The following is a 16,225-nucleotide window of genomic DNA, read 5'->3' as shown; positions in this document are numbered from 1 at the left end:
GCTCCTACAGTTCCAGCGTTGGCAGGGTCCCCTGTGGGAGCTGGCCTGCCAGCGATGGTCGTTAACGATGACGCGGGTGAACCTGGATAAACGCGGCGCGCTTGAGTCCATCGCCAGCAGGCTGGCTCCTACGGTTTCCCGGGATTGCGTGAAGAGCCTTTCTGGTTCGGGTCAGAAGTAGTAAGGGAATTTCAGGCTGAACTGGAAGTCCGGGGCGTCGTCCGTCAGGCCGATGGACAGGTTGGGTACGATGGTCAGCCTGTCGGTGGCCGCAATGGTCATGCCGATGTTGAAGTAACCCGCGTTGGCATCGCTGGACACCACCGATTGCCAATCCCCGCCATCTTCCTTGAGCTGGCTTTTGCGTTGCACCAGGTCTGAGACCGAGAACGACATGCTCATCTTTTCGTTCAAGGCGAACGCAATGCCGGCGCCAATCTGGAAACTGTCGCCAATACGTACTTTGCCCGGCGTCTTGAGCGCCGGGTTGGAGCTGATGTCGTCGAAGGACTCTTCCAGGTTGTGCGTGTACGAGAGGCTGCCGAACAGCACTGCCGGATCGAAGGTCTTGACCAGAGAGATCCCCGGCGTAATCGACCAGACGCCGTTACCGGTCGGCAAGGACTCAGGCACGGCCAGGTTGGAATTGGCGTCCACCCGAACCAGCTTGATGCCGAACGGGTCTTTGCCGGTCGGTGCCTTGACGCGCAAGGTCAGCACGGCATCCGGCGTGTTGGCCGACTCATCGAGGAATTTGTAGGCGATGCCGAAGTTGACGTCGCCAATGGTCGGGTCTTCCTTGACGGTGTCTTCGGTGGTGACGTTGGCGGCGCCGCTATTGCCGCCACCGGACTGGTAGGTGGACTGGCGGTAGACCACCGGCACGTTCAGGTCGAACTGCCAGCGATTGTTGAAGTTGTAGCGGCCGGTGAGGTCCAGCGTCCAGGTGTCGGCCTTGATCCGGTCCAGGTTGATGGCACCGAGAAAGATCGAGTCCAGGGCGAGAAAACCATTGAGGACCAGTTGGCGGGTATCGTATCGGGAGTAGGTTATCCCGGTTTCGACGCTGAACTTGCCACCGCCGAAGAACCCGCTGGCCTCGTCATACAGGTTTGAAACGCTTTGCGCCGGTTGTGAGTCATCGGCCAGCGATTGCCCATACGAACTGCCGCTGCCCCCGGCGGCCCCCCCTGAAGCCGCCGCGGCACCGGTGCCGTTGGCGACGTTTGGATTGCCCTTCAGGTCCGCCGGCGACTTGGCCAGGCGTTTGGGCGGGGGTGGAGCGGGCTGTTCTTCAACCTGGCGGACCCGTTGTTCGAGAACCGCCAGGGCTTTCTGCTGGACTTCGTATCGTTGTTTCAACTCCAGAAGCTCTCGTTTGAGAGCCTCCAGTTCCGGGTCAGGTGCTGCCTGCACCATCGCCACCGGGAGTAGAGAGCACAAGCATACAACTGCACGCAGTGATACCGATCGGTACATGAAAAAGCCGTCCATTTGTGCCCAATGGTCGTGACTTAGCGTAGCTCAATACCCCAAGGTCCGTAATGCAGTGAGTTGGTTCAGGTTGTAGCCCAATGCACCAGCACTCGGTTTTTTATTGTCGAGCACGACGCTGAGTCGGGTCATGTTGTTGACCACATTGCTGTTGCCCAGCAACCGGGTGTCTTGCAGTAACCCGCCTTGGGCGACTTGTTGCAGGCTTGAGCCCTGGTTGTTGTTGGCGGTAATGGCCACCTGAACGCCGCCGCCGGTAGCGGACACGGCGACACTGCCTGCAGCATTGCTGCCGGTGATGGTTTGACCGGCTGTCAGCGCCTGGCCCCGGCGGTTCTGCACCGGTGCAGGGGCCGTGCTGGCCTCTTTGACGTTGATGGCGATCTTGTTGTTTGAACTGTTGCCATCGCCCGCAGCCCGTGTGACCTGGGTGATGCCCTGAGAAGTGCTCAGCCCGGCGCCACCCGTTACACGACCGCTACCCGAATTGGGCGAACCGCCTTTACCGCTGTGTTTGATGGTTGAAACGTAGAACTCGGGCTTGACCGTTGAGGCTTGAAGTCGCATCGAGGTGGTTGCCCCGATCAGATCACCACTGGCGTTGCGCCAGGTACTGCTCATGACTACACCGAAGCTGATGATCCGCCCCGGCATCACATACCGGCCACGCAACTCGGCCAGTTCCTGGTCCTTGATTTCGATGGGTCTGAACTCATCAGCAAAACCTGAAGTGGTCGCTGCCAGACAGGCAGTGACCACCCAATACGAGGTTTTCATTTGCTGCTCCCGGAGCATCCTGCCCCCAGTTATCTTGTTGGCGATTAAAAGAAGTCGCTCTGTATGAAACCAAATTCCATCAATTCAGCATCTTTGACCGGGTTGAAATTATCCATCTTGTTCTTGGCAGTCAGCGGTTCCGGAGGACTGCGTAACGCGTTGGTCTTGTCGTAACCGGGACCGATGATAGCGAAGACAATGCCATTCCAGCCTTTGACAAAGTCATCATGGGAGTAGCGTTTGTGACCGAGCACCGGGTCGCCTATGTAGACCCAGTTCTTGTCCGCCCGCTGCAACACGACGAAGTGCTTGTAGCCGCGAATGTCCATCAGTACTACCACCGGAATCGTCACGGCATCGAGTCGTTCAGGCGGGATCTTGTAGCCCCGGGCGCGCATGCCGATGCTTTCTATGTAGCGCTTCATGTCCAGCATGGAAAAACCCTGGGTACGGACCAGGTCCTGGTCGGCGAAGACCAGCATGCCCTTGATGATGTGCTCCTCATCGACGTCGAGCCAATAGGCCTGGCGCAGTATCGTTGCCAGCGCGGCGGCGCCGCAGCTGAAGTCGGTTTTCTGTTCGACGATGTCGCTGAACTTGCGCTCACGCAAACTCTGTACGTGCTTGTACACCAGCACGCCGCCCGGCAGGGCGGCAACCGGCATCTGTGCAGCCTGGGTCAGGCCAGACAGGCAGAGCAGGGCGAAAAGGGCCGTCTTACGCATGGGCGATACGCCTTCAGACCGAGGAAAAGCGCCGTCGCCGAGGCTCTTTCATGGCGGTCGCGACTATGGACATGATTTGCAGCCTGCGGCGATGGACAGCGAGTTGCTTTGCTGATTGCCGACGCCGGACGATACGTTGGCTCCGCCGTTGCCGGAGAAGTTGTTCATCGAGCCCGTGATCGAAGCATTGTTGGTTACAGGAGGTCTCCAGCCTTCCGGCGTCACCACTTGTTGAGTGGTTATGCCGGACAGACCGAGTACACCTACGGGTACGAACTCAGGCCTGGCGTTGTTGGTGACTTTGAGCCCGGACGTGCTTTGGTTGGCCGCCGCGGCGGCGACTGCTACACGGCCGCCCGAAACGGCAATCGCCAGGTTGTTTTTCTGTTGGTTGAAGTCGCCGGTGGTCACGTTGATGCCGATGTTGCCGGAACCGCTGTTGCCAGCGTTGTTGAGCGTTGTGTTGTTGGTATTGGAGTGGTTCCTGGCGGTGTTGCCGGTGCTCTTCTGAGTCGCGCTGGAGACGGTGACGGCGGAGCCGAAGATGAAGGCTTCGTCCGCCGTGGCAAGGGCGGCGGCGTTGTCTTGCTGGTTGCCGTTACCGGCTGCAACGTTGGCGCCCATGTTGCCGTTGGAGCTGTTCAGGGAGTTATCGATCCTGGCGTCGTTCTGGGTGCCCCGATTCACTACCCCGCTGTCACTGCTTTCCTGCGAGTCCAGCACGGCGGCCCCGGCGCCTGAGGTAATCTGCAGAATCTGATCCAGCGACGGGCCATCAGGCGGTGGGTTGCTGCCCTGTCCATTGCCCTGCACGGGATCAGCAGCCTGGGCTGCAAATGCCATCACTGCTGCCAGGGCGAAAGCCAGTGGTTTGAGAGCAGTTGTCGGGTTCATGGTGATTCTCCGTGCTCATTAGTTGTTCAAGTGTTGGTACTTCCCCATTCGCACTGTATCGGGGTCAGTCAGAGACCCGGATACTCAGGGTGTTAGCCATTCGGTTCCCCACCCCGGCACTCTGGTTCACCTGGATCACGCCCCGGCTGCCGGTGAAGGCCTGGTCGCTTGTCACGACCTGGCGACTGCCGATTGGGGTGCCAGTTGCTCCCGAGTTCGGTAGCAACGCCACGTTCTGTTGAGAAAGAGCACTGTCGTCGATGGCTTGCGGTGCCGCGCCGATGCTGATGCGCAGGGCGTTGGCCATCTGGTTGTTCGCCCCGGCACTCTGGTTGACGCCCAGTACGCCGCTGCCATGACTGAAGGAGGTGCCGCCGATAGTGGCCGTCGCATCCATCGCTGGATCGGCGGGCGTGGTGATTCTCTGCCTGACACTGGTGGTCGCACCGGCTTCGGTACCAATGGCGATCGCGCGGACGTTGGCCTGTTGCTGTTGATCGCCGGCCGCCTGGTTGACGCTGAAGTTGCCTCGGTATTGAGTACCGGAATCCTGGAGGGTGGCGTTGTTCACCGAACTGACGCCCGAATCGGCCATCACGCTGGTGCAGCCGAGCAGGGCAAGTAACAGGGCAGGTAAGAGAAGGGAGTGATCCATCTCATTGCCCCCCCGCCATTCTGCCCAGTGGGCTGAGGCCGGTGCTCAAGGCACGGTTGATGGTTCCGGAAATCGCGCCGCCGCTGCCGCCACCGTGGCCGACGGACATGCCAGGCAAACCGTTGGGGTTGGTGATGACATTCAGGCCGTGCATGCTGCCCGGGTTTTGCCCGTAGCTGTTATGAGGGGTTGTTCCGGTGGTTACCCCGGCGATATCGGCGTCGCTGAGTTCGCCGGTGACGCGGGCAGAAGGGTTGGCACTGATGGTGGCCGGGTTCGGATCCCTGCCGCCACTGCGACCGATGAGCGTTGGGTGAACGGTACGATCAAGCACGATGACACCGTTGCCTTCGGCTTGAACGTTTAAACTGTGTACAGTGCCGGCAGCGCTCGCGATCACCAGGAGGCACATCAAGCCTTTTGTTTTGAATATCTCCACGACATTCATTCCTTCATTTGTAAGCTGGCCCCGGTCAGCTGTGTGAGGAATACAGCGAAAGCTGTGCCGCCTTTTGAATATCAAGTTGATTCAATGGCTTACAGACTTGGTTCGCAAACCCTTTGTCGAGGATGTAACAACGGTGAGACGAATCCCTGCGCAGGCAGCCCGTAATTGCGGGCAAACCCCTCTGGAACAAGGGTTCTAGCGTCGCTGTAACAACGCCTTGACACATCCGGTGAACAAACGGTGAGGGGCGCTGAAATGGGTGGTTTCAGGCAGGGAGGGTGTTTCAGGATCGGACACTTTCCCCCCCACAGCAGGGGGAGGATGGGGAAATTGCCCCAAACGCCGGTCAGGCACCGAGCAATCGGGTCACGGCGTCCAGTGCCTGGACTCGGCGTTCTGCCCAATCTCCGTGCAGCACTTGAACCGGTTGTGCGTGGCGTTCAAGCCAGGCCAGGGTCTGGTCGAAAAATGCCTGGCGCTGACTCAATCGGGGCTGGCAACGCTGGCCGTCATCCGTCCACTCGACGTGCTCCGGTGACAGCAGCAGGTGCAAGTCGTAATGCCTGGCCAGTAGCGCTGGTTCAATCCAGGCGGGGCAATCGCCGAACAGGGTCTGGCTCCAGAGGATATTGCTCAGCAGGTGCGTGTCGAGGATGAGCAAAGGTGGTTGTTGCGCCCGAGCCTGATCTTCCCATGCCAGTTGACCGCGGGCGATGGGTGTAATGTCGGCCAAGGTGGTGTCCCGCGGATTCTGCTCGATGAACCAGCGCACGTACTCGTCCACCAGCATCCCGCCGAAACGCTGTTGCAACTCGGCCGCCAGCCAGCTTTTACCGCTGGATTCAGGCCCTGTGAGGACCAGGACTTTCATGCGCGCAATGCCGGATCGGCACGCCATTCGCGCCAGCCCTGTACGGCGATGACGGCGAACAACCCGTACAGGGTGGCGGTCAGGTACAGGCCTTTATAGACGAACAACCCGACGAATATCACATCCAGGGCGATCCACAACGGCCAGCACTGGACACGTTTTTGCGCCATCCAGACCTGCGCCACCAGGCTGAACCCGGTCAGCGCCGCATCAAGCCAGGGTTGTGCCGCGTCCGTCCAGTTGGCCATGGCCGCGCCCAGCAACAGACTGCCGACTGCACCAATGGCCAGGCTCAACACCAGGGTTCGAGCGTCGAGGCGACTGACTTCGCGGCCATGGGTCGTGTCGCCACCCCGTGTCCACTGCCACCAGCCGTAAAGCTGCAAGGCGGCATAGACGACTTGCAGCAGCATGTCGGAATACAGCTTCACCTCAAAAAAGATCCAACTGTAGAGCAGCACCATGACCAGGCCGATAGGCCAGCACCAGGGGTTCTGTTTGACCGTCAGCCAGACGGCAATGACACCGAGGGCGGCGGCAAACAGTTCAAGCCCGGACATGGAGATACCTTGGGGTAGTCGAAGAGGGACGGATTGTAACCGTCGATCGGACTTGTCTGATAGGATTTCGCCCCCCCGCGCGGGTAAAGCTGATTCAAGGTGGTTTTTTCACAGGATTTTAACGGTTCTGTGGTGATCCTTGATGCGCGGGACCTCAGCGACGCTGAGCGCAATCAAAGCATTTGAAAAAATATTATCGGGGCATGCCGGCGTGCATAGCCTTTTGGGGGATTGATGGATCTTTGGACCGCCTTTCAGGCATTGATTCTTGGGGTTGTAGAAGGGCTGACCGAGTTCCTGCCCATTTCCAGTACCGGCCACCAGATCATCGTGGCCGACTTGCTCGGCTTCGGGGGCGAGCGGGCGATGGCGTTCAACATCATCATTCAGCTGGGTGCCATCCTGGCGGTGGTATGGGAGTTTCGACGCAAGATATTTGACGTGGTCATCGGTCTGCCAACCCAGCCGGGTGCCCGGCGGTTTACCGCAAACCTGTTGATCGCGTTCTTGCCGGCTGTGGTGTTGGGTGTGATCTTCGCCGACCTGATCCACCATTACCTGTTCAATCCGATCACTGTGGCAACGGCGCTGGTCGTGGGCGGGATCGTCATGTTGTGGGCCGAGCGCCGCCAGCATGAAGTACACGCCGAATCCGTGGATGACATCACCTGGAAAGATGCCTTGAAAGTCGGCTTCGCCCAATGCCTGGCGATGATTCCGGGCACTTCGCGTTCGGGCTCGACGATCATCGGTGGTTTGCTGTTCGGCCTGTCGCGCAAGACCGCTACCGAGTTCTCGTTCTTCCTGGCGATGCCCACCATGGTCGGCGCGGCGGTGTACTCGGGCTACAAGTATCGTGAGCTGTTTGTCCCGGCGGATTTCCCGGTGTTCGCCGTCGGCTTCGTCACGGCGTTCATTTTTGCGATGATCGCGGTCCGCGGGCTGCTCAAGTTCATTGCCAACCACAGCTATGCGGCGTTTGCCTGGTATCGCATTGTGTTCGGCCTGATCATCCTGGCGACCTGGCAGTTCGGCTGGGTCGACTGGAGCGCGGCCAAGCCGTGAGTGACTCGCGCTCGCGCAACAACCCCGGACGCCCGTCCGGGGGACAGATCCGCCATTCACGGCTGAAGTGGCTGGTGTTTGCAATCCTGTGCGCGTTGCCGCTGTCGGGTTCGCTGTCGTCATGGCTGCACGGGGAGTCGCTGATTCCCCTCGCGGCCTACGGCATCGTCAGCGTCGTGACGTTTTTCCTGTACTGGAGCGACAAGCGCAAGGCGCGCGCCGAGCAATGGCGTACGCCGGAGAATGTCTTGCATGCACTGGAGCTCGCCGGCGGCTGGCCCGGTGCGTTGCTGGCCCAGCAGGCGTTTCGCCACAAAACCCGCAAAGTCTCGTACCAGTTGGTGTTCTGGATCATCGTGCTGTTGCACCAGGTGTTCTGGATCGATCACCTGTTTCTCGGCGCACATGTGTTCGCCTTGACCCGATAAACAACGCCCTACAGCAACAGTCCGACTTGAGTGCGCTTGGGCAGTCTGCTCACCACCAATTGGTGGGAGCGCTGCAGCAAGCCCTGCAATTCCTCGCTGCCTAGCGGGTAGGGCGTTTGCATGATGATCCACTGGGCGCGGGCCAGATACGGCGCCGGGTGAATGCCCGGGCGGTCGCAATGACCGAGAAACAGATCCTTGTCGACCTTGAAGGCCAGGGAATCACCCCTCAGGCCCTGCAAGGCGAACATCTTGTTCCCCGCAATCGAAAACACCCGCACGCCTCCCCATTTATAATCCTCCCGCGCACCGGGCAGGGCGAGGCAGAAGTTCGCGACGTCCTCTTCGCTCATCCGTCCAGCTTTCATAACAATCGTTCCCCACAGGCATTGAAGGATTCGACCAGGTGGTCAATCCAGGCGCGTACCGCCGGCATCACCCCGCGTCGATGAGGATAGACCGCTTGCAGCCAGCCACCGGGCAGCGACCACTCGGGCAATAACTGCACCAGCGAGCCGTCTTCCAGCTCCTGTTCGCAATACATCATGGGCAGCATCGTAAAGCCGAGGCCGGAAAGGGTGCTGGCCTTGCGCACGATAAAGTCATCGATGCCCAGCCGGGCCTCGAGCGCGAGTTCACAACTCTTGCCCTGTTGATCCAGCATGCGGATGTGCACCATGCGGTCGGCTTCCAGTGCGCCGAGCACCGGCAGGCTTTTCAGGTCTTCGGGGTGATTGATCTCACGACCTTTGAGAAAACCGGGGCTGGCGACCATCACCATCTGCGCCTGACGCAGGCGGCGGGTGACCAGCAGCGGGTCTTCGTCGCCCAGCTCCCGCACGCGCAGGGCAACGTCAATGCCTTCGTTCACCAGGTCAACCCGGCGGTTGAGCAGCATGACCTCCAGCTGGACTTGCGGAAAGCGCTCGAGAAAGTCGCTGATCACCCCCGGTAATATTTCGTGGGCCAACCCGACCGGGCAGGACACCCGCAAACGCCCGCGGGGCTCACTGGACATGCTGGCCACGGCCTCGTCGGCCATTTCCGCTTCCAGCAGCATCGCCTGGCAGTGCCTGAGGTAGCGTTCACCCACAGCGGTCAGTTTCAGCTGTCGGGTGGTGCGTTGCAGCAAACGTGCACCCAGGCGTTCTTCCAGTTCGGCGATGCGCCGCGACAGTCGGGACTTGGGGATGCCCAGCAAGCGTCCGGCTGCCGCGAATCCCCCGGCTTCCACGACTTTGGCGAAGTAATACAGGTCGTTGAGGTCTTGCATGATGTGAATCCGACTGTTCTATCTGTGGGACGAACTATCGCATTGTTGCCGACTAATCAGCTATTGGTTTCGTCTGTAGGATTAGTCCCATCAGATCGCCCTTGTGGGCGATCCTCACTTGGAGATCCCACATGAAACTGCTGCATATCGATTCGAGCATCCTGGGCGACAACTCGGCTTCCCGTCAGTTAAGCGGTGAAGTCGTCAAGGCCTGGCAAGCCGCCGAGCCGACCGCCGTGGTGACCTACCGCGACCTGGCCGCTGACGCCATCAGCCATTTCTCTTCCACTACCCTGGTCGCCGCCGGCACCACCGCTGAACTGCGTAACGCCGCACAACAGCACGAAGCCGAACTGAGCGCCTCTACCCTGGCCGAATTCCTGGCCGCCGATGCCGTGGTGATTGCCGCACCGATGTACAACTTCACCATCCCGACTCAGTTGAAGGCCTGGATCGACCGCATCGCTGTAGCCGGCCAGACCTTCCGCTACACCGAAGCCGGCCCTGAAGGCCTGTGCGGCGGCAAGAAAGTGGTGATCGTTTCGACTTCCGGCGGTATGCACGCCGGCCAGGCAACCGGTGTTGCCCATGAGGAATACTTGAAGTTGTTGTTCGGTTTCATCGGTATCACCGACATCGAAATCGTCCGCGCCGAAGGCCTGGCTTACGGTGACGACGTCCGCAGCAAAGCCATGAGCGCTGCTCATACGCAAATCAGCGAGCAGTTGTTCGCCGCCGCGTAAGGCTTGCGTAAAAGTTCGCAACCGTTCAGGTAAAGCCCAAAAAACTCTGTATTCTGGTTACGCAAGTACCAGCTACGGAGTTTTTTGTTTCTGGTCGTTTCAGGGTGTGGCCCGACTTATGCAGTCCAGGGTGTACGTCTCAAGTCCGGTAACAAGGTGGGGCATCCCATGGTGCGTCTTTGTGCAACTTTGCTGATTTGCCTGCTCAGCAGCCTGAATACAGTGCACGCCGCGCCTGCACCGCATCCGCACTGGAGCGTCGGCTTCCACGAGATGACTTTTCTCGACCCACTGGACCTGCAGCCGATGCGCGCCATCGCCTTCTATCCTTCCAGTGATTGGGAGCACACCAGCAAACTCGAGGGTTACACCGTCGAAGCCGGGGAGGACACCAAGGTCGCGATAGGCCGCTTCCCAATGCTGATGCTGTCCCACGGCAACACCGGAACCCCCCTGGCCTTGCACGACCTCGCCACCTCGCTGGCACGCAAAGGTTTCGTCGTGGTGGCGGTGATCCACCCCGGTGACAACTCCAGGGACCACAGCCGCCTCGGTACTTTGAGTAACCTGTACGGCCGGCCGATCCAGATTTCCGAAGCCATCACCGCCACCCTGGGCGACCGCATGCTGTCCCCCTTCGTCAACGCCGATCAGGTCGGCGTCATCGGTTATTCGGCCGGGGGCGAGACCGCATTGATTCTGTCCGGCGCCACGCCGGACCTGGATCGCCTGCGCCGTTACTGCCAGGAACGTCCGGACGACCGCGATGCCTGCAACACTCAGGGTGAATTGATTGTCGACCGCGACGACCTGCAGCCGGTGGCGGACCCAAGGGTGCACGCCTTGATGCTGATGGCGCCGCTGAGCCTGAAGTTCGGTCGCCACACCCTGGCCGATGTGCACGTGCCGGTGCTGCTTTACAGCGGTGATGGCGACAAGCTGGTGGCAGTCGACAAAAACGCCGCGGCGCTGGCGCGCAAACTGCCGACGGCGCCTGACTTCAAGTTACTGGCGGGGGCAGGGCACTTCGTCTTCATGGCGCCGTGCAATGACGAGCAGATAGCGATCATGCCCGCGCTGTGTACCGATGCCGATGGCGTCGATCGGCAAGACATTCACCGCAACCTGATCTCTGAAGCCGGAAGCTTCTTCTCGCGCACCCTGGGCCGGGCGACCCGGGCGGGGATGCAGACCGCCGATCAATGAACGCAGGATCGGCGGATTTCATTAACCGTTACTTGTTGGCCAACGCTGTTTCCAGTGTTTTAACTCTGGCATCAAGTTCACGAACAGACTCGATAAGCGGCGCTACCAGTTTTTGATAGTCCACTTGCAGGTGTTCGCCATCGGTGCGCACTAACTGTGGATATACCTTTTGTACGTCCTGAGCAATCAAACCAACATCGGCCTGGTTGTTTTGTTTCCAGTTAAATGTAACTCCGTGAAGTTTCAGGAGGGTTTCCGTTGGATTTTCAAGGCGTTTCACATCGGTTTTCAGTCGCTCGTCGCTGAATGGGCAGCACTCGTCACCCGGTCCCGGCGGGTCGCCGATGTCCCAGCATTGACCGTTATGACAGATTTGCTGTATCGAGCTTTCCGCATGGGCAGTGGAAGAAAGTGAAAGAACCATTGCCGGGGCAAGAAAAGCTAAAGGCAGTATACGCACTTTTGGTACATCCTGATTTTCGACTTGAAGAGAAAATAGCGCGCCGGATTTTGTCAAGATTTACTGCCGAGACAATGCTGGCACTCTAACTAATCGATTCTGGATGTTGCATTTAAGTTGTAGTCTGAAACAATTTAGTCTTTATTGTTACTGGGATGTTCAATTGGTTCTGTGTCGGGCCTGACGAGACAGTATCAGTGTCAAACAAAGTCCGGTTACCGACAACAACGCCGCACTGAAGAAAATCCACGAATACCCCATGTTCAATGCAATCGCGCCCATCAACGGGCCGGCAATCGCCAGCGCCAGGTCGAAAAACACCGCATAGGCACTCAATCCGGCACCCCGACTGGAATTGGGCACCTGTTTGATGGCCTCGACGCCCAGCGCCGGGTACACCAGCGACAGGCCGAAGCCGGTCAGGCCGGCGCCAATCAGTGCGTACCCGGTCGACGGTGCCAGCCACAGCAGCACCAGGCCCACTGTCTCGATGCACATGCAGGCAATGGCGCAGGTGAACCCGCCGAACCGGTTGATGGCGGAAATGAACAGCAGCCGCGACAGAATGAAACAGACCCCGAACACGGTCAGGCAATAGGCGGCACCGGTCCAGCCGCGATTGACGTAATACAGGGTGATAAAGGTCGTCAGGGTGCCGTAGCCGATGGAAGCCAGGCTCAGGCTCGCGCCAAACGGCGCAATGCGCCCGAACACTGCCCAAAACGGCAAGCGTTCACCGCGTACCACCGGCACCGAGGGCTTGTTGCGAATCAGCAACAATGCCGCCAGGGCCAGCAGCGACAGGGCGATGCCCAGGCTGGCGAAACCGAGTTGTTGCACCATGACCACGCCCAGCGGCGCACCAATGGCAATCGCACCATAAGAGGCGATGCCGTTCCAGGAAATCGACCGCGCGGTGTGCTCGGCGCCCACCTGACCCATGCACCAACTGATGGTGCCGACGCCGATCAAGCCTTGGGCTATGCCCAGCAACAAGCGCCCGGCGATCAGGATCAGCAGGCTGAGCAACGGCAAACCTTGCAACAGGGTCGACAGCAGCGTCAGCACGCCACTGAGCACAATCCCGGACAAGCCATAGATGATCGCCCGCTTGGTGCCGACGCTGTCCGACATGCGCCCGGCCATGGGGCGACTGAGCAGGGTGGCGAGGTATTGCGAGCCGATGGTCAGCCCGGCCACGATGGCACTGAACCCCAGTTGCTCGTGGACATAACCCGGCAATACCGCAATCGGCAAACCGATGCAGAGGAAGGCAATAAAGGTATAGAACACGATGGAGACGATCTGCAGGGTGATCGCCATGGAGCTTTGCGGGGGCACTTGCTGCACAGACATGAGGGCTCGTTCGCGGGCGGCGGTGGGAGAACTGCATCATGGCGCGGTGGTGGGATAAAAGGAAGCAGGCTAACTAATTATCGCTGTTCTTGAAGACCTCTTCGCGAGCAAGCCCGCTCCCACATTTGGAACGCATTCCCCCTGTGGGAGCGGGCTTGCTCGCGAAGGATTCGGCACTCAACAAAATCCTGGCCATGAAACACAAAAAGCCCCGTCACATGGACGGGGCTTTTAACTTGCCGCTTGTAGCTTGAAACCAATAGCTGCCCTTAGAACACCACACCCTGACTGCGCAGGTAATCATCATAGGTGCCGCTGAAGTCGGTCACGCCGTTCGGGCTCAACTCAATGATGCGGGTGGCCAGGGACGATACGAACTCACGGTCGTGGCTGACGAAGATCAGCGTGCCCGGGTAGTTTTCCAGCGCAAGGTTCAGCGCCTCGATGGATTCCATGTCCAGGTGGTTGGTCGGTTCGTCCATCACCAGAACGTTCGGCTTTTGCAGGATCAGCTTGCCGAACAGCATGCGGCCTTGCTCACCACCGGAAATGACCTTGACCGACTTGAGGATCTCGTCGTTGGAGAACAGCATGCGACCCAGGGTACCGCGAATGATCTGTTCGCCCTGGGTCCACTGGCCCATCCAGTCGAACAGGCTGACGTCGTCTTCGAAGTCATGGGCGTGGTCCTGGGCGTAGTAGCCCAGCTCCGCGCTTTCGGTCCACTTCACGGAGCCGGCGTCCGGGGTCAGCTCACCCATCAAGGTACGCAGCAGGGTGGTCTTGCCGATACCGTTCGGGCCGATGATCGCCACGCGCTCGCCGGCTTCGACGGTGAAGCTGAAGTTCTTGAACAGGGTCTTGCCGTCGAAGCCCTTGGACATCTGTTCGATGGTCACGGCCTGGCGGTGCAGTTTCTTGGTCTGTTCGAAGCGGATGAACGGGCTCACGCGGCTCGATGGCTTGACTTCGGCCAGCTGGATCTTGTCGATCTGCTTGGCGCGGGAAGTGGCCTGCTTGGCTTTCGAGGCGTTGGCCGAGAAGCGGCTGACGAACGTTTGCAGTTCGGCGATCTGGGCTTTCTTCTTGGCGTTGTCCGACAGCAGTTGCTCGCGGGACTGGGTCGCCGCGGTCATGTACTCGTCGTAGTTGCCCGGGAACAGACGCAGCTCACCGTAGTCCAGGTCGGCCATGTGGGTGCAGACGCTGTTGAGGAAGTGACGGTCGTGGGAAATGATGATCATGGTGCTGTTACGCACGGTGAGAATCGATTCCAGCCAGCGAATGGTGTTGATGTCCAGGTGGTTGGTCGGTTCGTCGAGCAACAGCACTTCCGGATCGGAGAACAGCGCCTGGGCCAGCAATACGCGCAGCTTCCAGCCTGGAGCGACTTCGGACATCGGACCAAAATGCTGCTCCAGGGGAATACCCAGGCCCAGCAGCAGTTCACCGGCGCGGGATTCGGCGGTGTAGCCGTCCATTTCGGCGAATTCGGTTTCCAGCTCGGCCACGGCCATGCCGTCTTCTTCGCTCATTTCCGGCAGCGAATAGATGCGGTCGCGCTCGGCCTTGACCTTCCACAGCTCTTCGTGACCCATGATCACGGTGTCGATCACGGTAAATTCTTCGTAGGCGAACTGGTCCTGGCGCAATTTACCCAGGCGCACGTTCGGCTCCAGCATGACCTGGCCGCCGGACGGCTCGAGGTCGCCGCCGAGGATCTTCATGAAGGTCGACTTGCCGCAACCGTTGGCGCCGATCAGGCCGTAACGGTTGCCACCGTTGAACTTGACCGAAACGTTTTCGAAGAGCGGCTTGGCGCCGAACTGCATCGTGATGTTAGCTGTAGAAATCAAAGGTTTTTCCTGCGAAGCATTCAGAGTAGCTAGGGTTGCGGCAGTACCGGTTCAGTACCCGTTTCCACTGTCCGGACCACGGGACATTCATCCCGATCGGCAGTGGAAGTTCCATCTGGCATTAAGTGGACAGCAGCATGTGGCGCGCCTGGCCCGAGTCAACGTGCGCTGAAAGGGGATTTTTCCGCTTTCAACCTGGGGGCGCGTAAAGTTTGGCGGCGATTGTACTGGTCTGGCTCTTTAAACGATAGGGCGTTGAGGCCGCAGTGACGTTTCGGCGGATTTTGTGGACAGTTTTTCACAGTTACAGGTTAACTATTGGTTACAAACTGTGGCTAAAATGCCATCCGTCGGTTGAGCGCCGATCGTCGGCGTAGTTCGATGGCGCTACAGGGCCGCTGTTTCGTTTTCAGCCGCTGCACAAGACCCGCGAGGGCGCAGTTTGTTTCCTTCTGACGTGTGACGATTTCCGTGAAACTGATCATTGCCGTTATCTATGTTGTCTCAATTGCGTACGTCCACCTGCGTGGCCAGGTGCGCCATAAGCTGGGCCGCCAGTTGAGTGATCACTCGACGTTTCTGGCGCCGATCAATTGCTTTCTATATCTGTTTTCGAAAATCCCCAACAAGCCCTATCTCGACCCGGCCGACTTCCCCGACCTGCGTCCGCTGCAGGCGCACTGGGAAGAAATTCGTGCCGAAGGCCAGAATTTGCTTCGGGCCGGCGAGATCAAGCGTTCGAACCAATTCGATGACGTCGGTTTCAACTCGTTTTTCAAGACCGGCTGGAAGCGCTTTTATCTCAAGTGGTACGGCGACAGCCATCCATCGGCCATGAAGCTCTGCCCGCGCACCACCGAGCTGGTGCAGGGCATTGGTTCGATCAAGGCGGCAATGTTCGCCGAGTTGCCACCGGGTTCCAGGCTGGTGCGCCACCGCGACCCGTATGCCGGTTCGTACCGTTACCACCTGGGGCTGGAAACCCCCAACGCCGAGGGTTGCTACATCAATGTCGATGGCCAGGACTACCATTGGCGCGATGGCGAAGCGGTGATGTTCGATGAGACCTACATTCATTACGCAGAAAACACCACGCAGCAGAACCGCATCATTTTGTTCTGCGACGTCGAGCGGCCGATGAAATACAGGTGGGCAGCGGCATTCAATCGCTGGTTCAGTCGCCATGTCATGTCGGCGGCGGGTGCGCCCAACGAGGCGGGCGACAAGACCGGCGGCCTCAACCGCCTGTTCGGCAAGATCTACAAGGTGCGCCTGCACGGCAAGCAACTGAAAAAACGCAACCGCAAGCTTTACTACCTCGAAAAGTGGTCGATCTTCGCCGGGTTGCTGGTGGTCATCATTCTGATCTGAAGGGGGTGTCCGGGCGGCGTTCCAACGAAGAGGCCCGGACATT

Annotated in this window: 18 protein-coding genes; 5 read left to right on the top strand and 13 right to left on the bottom strand. The window is 59.4% G+C overall.

Features of this window, described 5'->3' with window-relative positions:
- Positions 1–171: 171 nt before the first annotated feature.
- The 8 genes from KW838_RS00400 to pnuC form a co-directional block, all read right to left on the bottom strand.
- The gene (locus KW838_RS00400; protein ID WP_218499993.1) at positions 172–1,479 is read right to left on the bottom strand and encodes a hypothetical protein; all 1,308 of its coding nucleotides are present in this window, start codon (positions 1,477–1,479) and stop codon (positions 172–174) included.
- 45 nt (positions 1,480–1,524) lie between these two features.
- Entirely contained in the window at positions 1,525–2,289 is a 765-nt protein-coding gene (locus KW838_RS00395) for a hypothetical protein (protein WP_102700756.1), read from the bottom strand.
- A gap of 26 nt (positions 2,290–2,315) precedes the next feature.
- Complete coding sequence (locus KW838_RS00390) at positions 2,316–2,996, bottom strand: C39 family peptidase (RefSeq protein WP_102700755.1); 681 nt, start codon at positions 2,994–2,996, stop codon at positions 2,316–2,318.
- 63 nt (positions 2,997–3,059) lie between these two features.
- Positions 3,060–3,890 carry a heme utilization protein gene (locus KW838_RS00385; RefSeq protein ID WP_102700754.1) on the bottom strand — a complete coding sequence of 277 codons (831 nt, stop codon included), beginning with the start codon at positions 3,888–3,890 and terminating at the stop codon, positions 3,060–3,062.
- A gap of 64 nt (positions 3,891–3,954) precedes the next feature.
- On the bottom strand, positions 3,955–4,545 hold the full coding sequence (locus KW838_RS00380; protein WP_218499992.1) for an adhesin: 591 nt from the start codon (positions 4,543–4,545) through the stop codon (positions 3,955–3,957).
- Between the two features lies 1 nt (position 4,546).
- Entirely contained in the window at positions 4,547–4,993 is a 447-nt protein-coding gene (locus KW838_RS00375; protein ID WP_218499991.1) for a hypothetical protein, read from the bottom strand.
- A 346-nt stretch (positions 4,994–5,339) separates the two neighbouring features.
- Positions 5,340–5,864, bottom strand: coding sequence for an AAA family ATPase (locus KW838_RS00370; RefSeq protein WP_218499990.1), 525 nt, complete (start codon positions 5,862–5,864; stop codon positions 5,340–5,342).
- Positions 5,861–6,424, bottom strand: coding sequence for a nicotinamide riboside transporter PnuC (gene pnuC / locus KW838_RS00365; protein ID WP_218481743.1), 564 nt, complete (start codon positions 6,422–6,424; stop codon positions 5,861–5,863). The genes KW838_RS00370 and pnuC overlap by 4 nt, the downstream gene beginning before the upstream one ends.
- 234 nt (positions 6,425–6,658) lie before the next feature.
- Here pnuC and KW838_RS00360 point away from each other — a divergent pair, with 234 nt between their 5' ends.
- Both KW838_RS00360 and KW838_RS00355 read left to right on the top strand, forming a co-directional pair.
- On the top strand, positions 6,659–7,489 hold the full coding sequence (locus KW838_RS00360) for an undecaprenyl-diphosphate phosphatase (RefSeq protein ID WP_102700749.1): 831 nt from the start codon (positions 6,659–6,661) through the stop codon (positions 7,487–7,489).
- Positions 7,486–7,917, top strand: coding sequence for a DUF1294 domain-containing protein (locus KW838_RS00355; protein ID WP_102700748.1), 432 nt, complete (start codon positions 7,486–7,488; stop codon positions 7,915–7,917). Before KW838_RS00360 ends, KW838_RS00355 begins: the two co-directional genes overlap by 4 nt.
- Before the next feature lie 8 nt (positions 7,918–7,925).
- On the opposite strand, the gene KW838_RS00350 is transcribed toward KW838_RS00355, so the two are convergent.
- Positions 7,926–8,285, bottom strand: a complete 360-nt coding sequence (locus tag KW838_RS00350; protein WP_218499989.1) for an MmcQ/YjbR family DNA-binding protein — start codon at positions 8,283–8,285, stop codon at positions 7,926–7,928.
- Positions 8,282–9,190: a LysR substrate-binding domain-containing protein gene (locus tag KW838_RS00345; protein ID WP_218499988.1), complete on the bottom strand. Its 909-nt coding sequence runs from the start codon at positions 9,188–9,190 to the stop codon at positions 8,282–8,284. The genes KW838_RS00350 and KW838_RS00345 overlap by 4 nt, the downstream gene beginning before the upstream one ends.
- Before the next feature lie 131 nt (positions 9,191–9,321).
- Here KW838_RS00345 and KW838_RS00340 point away from each other — a divergent pair, with 131 nt between their 5' ends.
- Both KW838_RS00340 and KW838_RS00335 read left to right on the top strand, forming a co-directional pair.
- Positions 9,322–9,933 (top strand): FMN-dependent NADH-azoreductase, encoded by a 612-nt coding sequence (locus tag KW838_RS00340; RefSeq protein ID WP_102700745.1) that lies wholly within the window; start codon positions 9,322–9,324, stop codon positions 9,931–9,933.
- A 168-nt stretch (positions 9,934–10,101) separates the two neighbouring features.
- Positions 10,102–11,139, top strand: a complete 1,038-nt coding sequence (locus tag KW838_RS00335; RefSeq protein WP_218499987.1) for a dienelactone hydrolase — start codon at positions 10,102–10,104, stop codon at positions 11,137–11,139.
- A gap of 28 nt (positions 11,140–11,167) precedes the next feature.
- Here KW838_RS00335 and KW838_RS00330 read toward each other — a convergent pair whose 3' ends face one another.
- From KW838_RS00330 to KW838_RS00320, 3 genes are all read right to left on the bottom strand, one after another.
- Positions 11,168–11,656, bottom strand: coding sequence for a tail fiber domain-containing protein (locus KW838_RS00330; protein ID WP_256358685.1), 489 nt, complete (start codon positions 11,654–11,656; stop codon positions 11,168–11,170).
- A 102-nt stretch (positions 11,657–11,758) separates the two neighbouring features.
- On the bottom strand, positions 11,759–12,955 hold the full coding sequence (locus KW838_RS00325) for an MFS transporter (RefSeq protein ID WP_218499986.1): 1,197 nt from the start codon (positions 12,953–12,955) through the stop codon (positions 11,759–11,761).
- Between the two features lie 269 nt (positions 12,956–13,224).
- On the bottom strand, positions 13,225–14,811 hold the full coding sequence (locus tag KW838_RS00320) for an ABC-F family ATPase (protein ID WP_033044478.1): 1,587 nt from the start codon (positions 14,809–14,811) through the stop codon (positions 13,225–13,227).
- Between the two features lie 471 nt (positions 14,812–15,282).
- Here KW838_RS00320 and lpxO point away from each other — a divergent pair, with 471 nt between their 5' ends.
- Entirely contained in the window at positions 15,283–16,182 is a 900-nt protein-coding gene (lpxO, locus tag KW838_RS00315) for a lipid A hydroxylase LpxO (RefSeq protein WP_102702518.1), read from the top strand.
- Positions 16,183–16,225: the final 43 nt, after the last annotated feature.

This window comes from Pseudomonas sp. PDM27 (genome assembly GCF_019219205.1).
Lineage (GTDB): Bacteria > Pseudomonadota > Gammaproteobacteria > Pseudomonadales > Pseudomonadaceae > Aquipseudomonas > Aquipseudomonas laurylsulfatiphila.
The sequence above is the reverse complement of the archived record's forward strand: the minus strand, read 5'-3'. Positions and strand labels throughout refer to the sequence as shown.

Excerpts from the sequence above, each read along its gene's own strand:
- KW838_RS00400 (WP_218499993.1), bottom strand. The coding sequence starts at position 1,479 with ATGTACCGATCGGTATCACTGCGTGCAGTTGTATGCTTGTGCTCTCTA.
- KW838_RS00395 (WP_102700756.1), bottom strand. The coding sequence starts at position 2,289 with ATGCTCCGGGAGCAGCAAATGAAAACCTCGTATTGGGTGGTCACTGCC.
- KW838_RS00390 (WP_102700755.1), bottom strand. The coding sequence starts at position 2,996 with ATGCGTAAGACGGCCCTTTTCGCCCTGCTCTGCCTGTCTGGCCTGACC.
- KW838_RS00385 (WP_102700754.1), bottom strand. The coding sequence starts at position 3,890 with ATGAACCCGACAACTGCTCTCAAACCACTGGCTTTCGCCCTGGCAGCA.
- KW838_RS00380 (WP_218499992.1), bottom strand. The coding sequence starts at position 4,545 with ATGGATCACTCCCTTCTCTTACCTGCCCTGTTACTTGCCCTGCTCGGC.
- KW838_RS00375 (WP_218499991.1), bottom strand. The coding sequence starts at position 4,993 with ATGAATGTCGTGGAGATATTCAAAACAAAAGGCTTGATGTGCCTCCTG.
- KW838_RS00370 (WP_218499990.1), bottom strand. The coding sequence starts at position 5,864 with ATGAAAGTCCTGGTCCTCACAGGGCCTGAATCCAGCGGTAAAAGCTGG.
- pnuC (WP_218481743.1), bottom strand. The coding sequence starts at position 6,424 with ATGTCCGGGCTTGAACTGTTTGCCGCCGCCCTCGGTGTCATTGCCGTC.
- KW838_RS00360 (WP_102700749.1), top strand. The coding sequence starts at position 6,659 with ATGGATCTTTGGACCGCCTTTCAGGCATTGATTCTTGGGGTTGTAGAA.
- KW838_RS00350 (WP_218499989.1), bottom strand. The coding sequence starts at position 8,285 with ATGAAAGCTGGACGGATGAGCGAAGAGGACGTCGCGAACTTCTGCCTC.
- KW838_RS00345 (WP_218499988.1), bottom strand. The coding sequence starts at position 9,190 with ATGCAAGACCTCAACGACCTGTATTACTTCGCCAAAGTCGTGGAAGCC.
- KW838_RS00340 (WP_102700745.1), top strand. The coding sequence starts at position 9,322 with ATGAAACTGCTGCATATCGATTCGAGCATCCTGGGCGACAACTCGGCT.
- KW838_RS00335 (WP_218499987.1), top strand. The coding sequence starts at position 10,102 with ATGGTGCGTCTTTGTGCAACTTTGCTGATTTGCCTGCTCAGCAGCCTG.
- KW838_RS00325 (WP_218499986.1), bottom strand. The coding sequence starts at position 12,955 with ATGTCTGTGCAGCAAGTGCCCCCGCAAAGCTCCATGGCGATCACCCTG.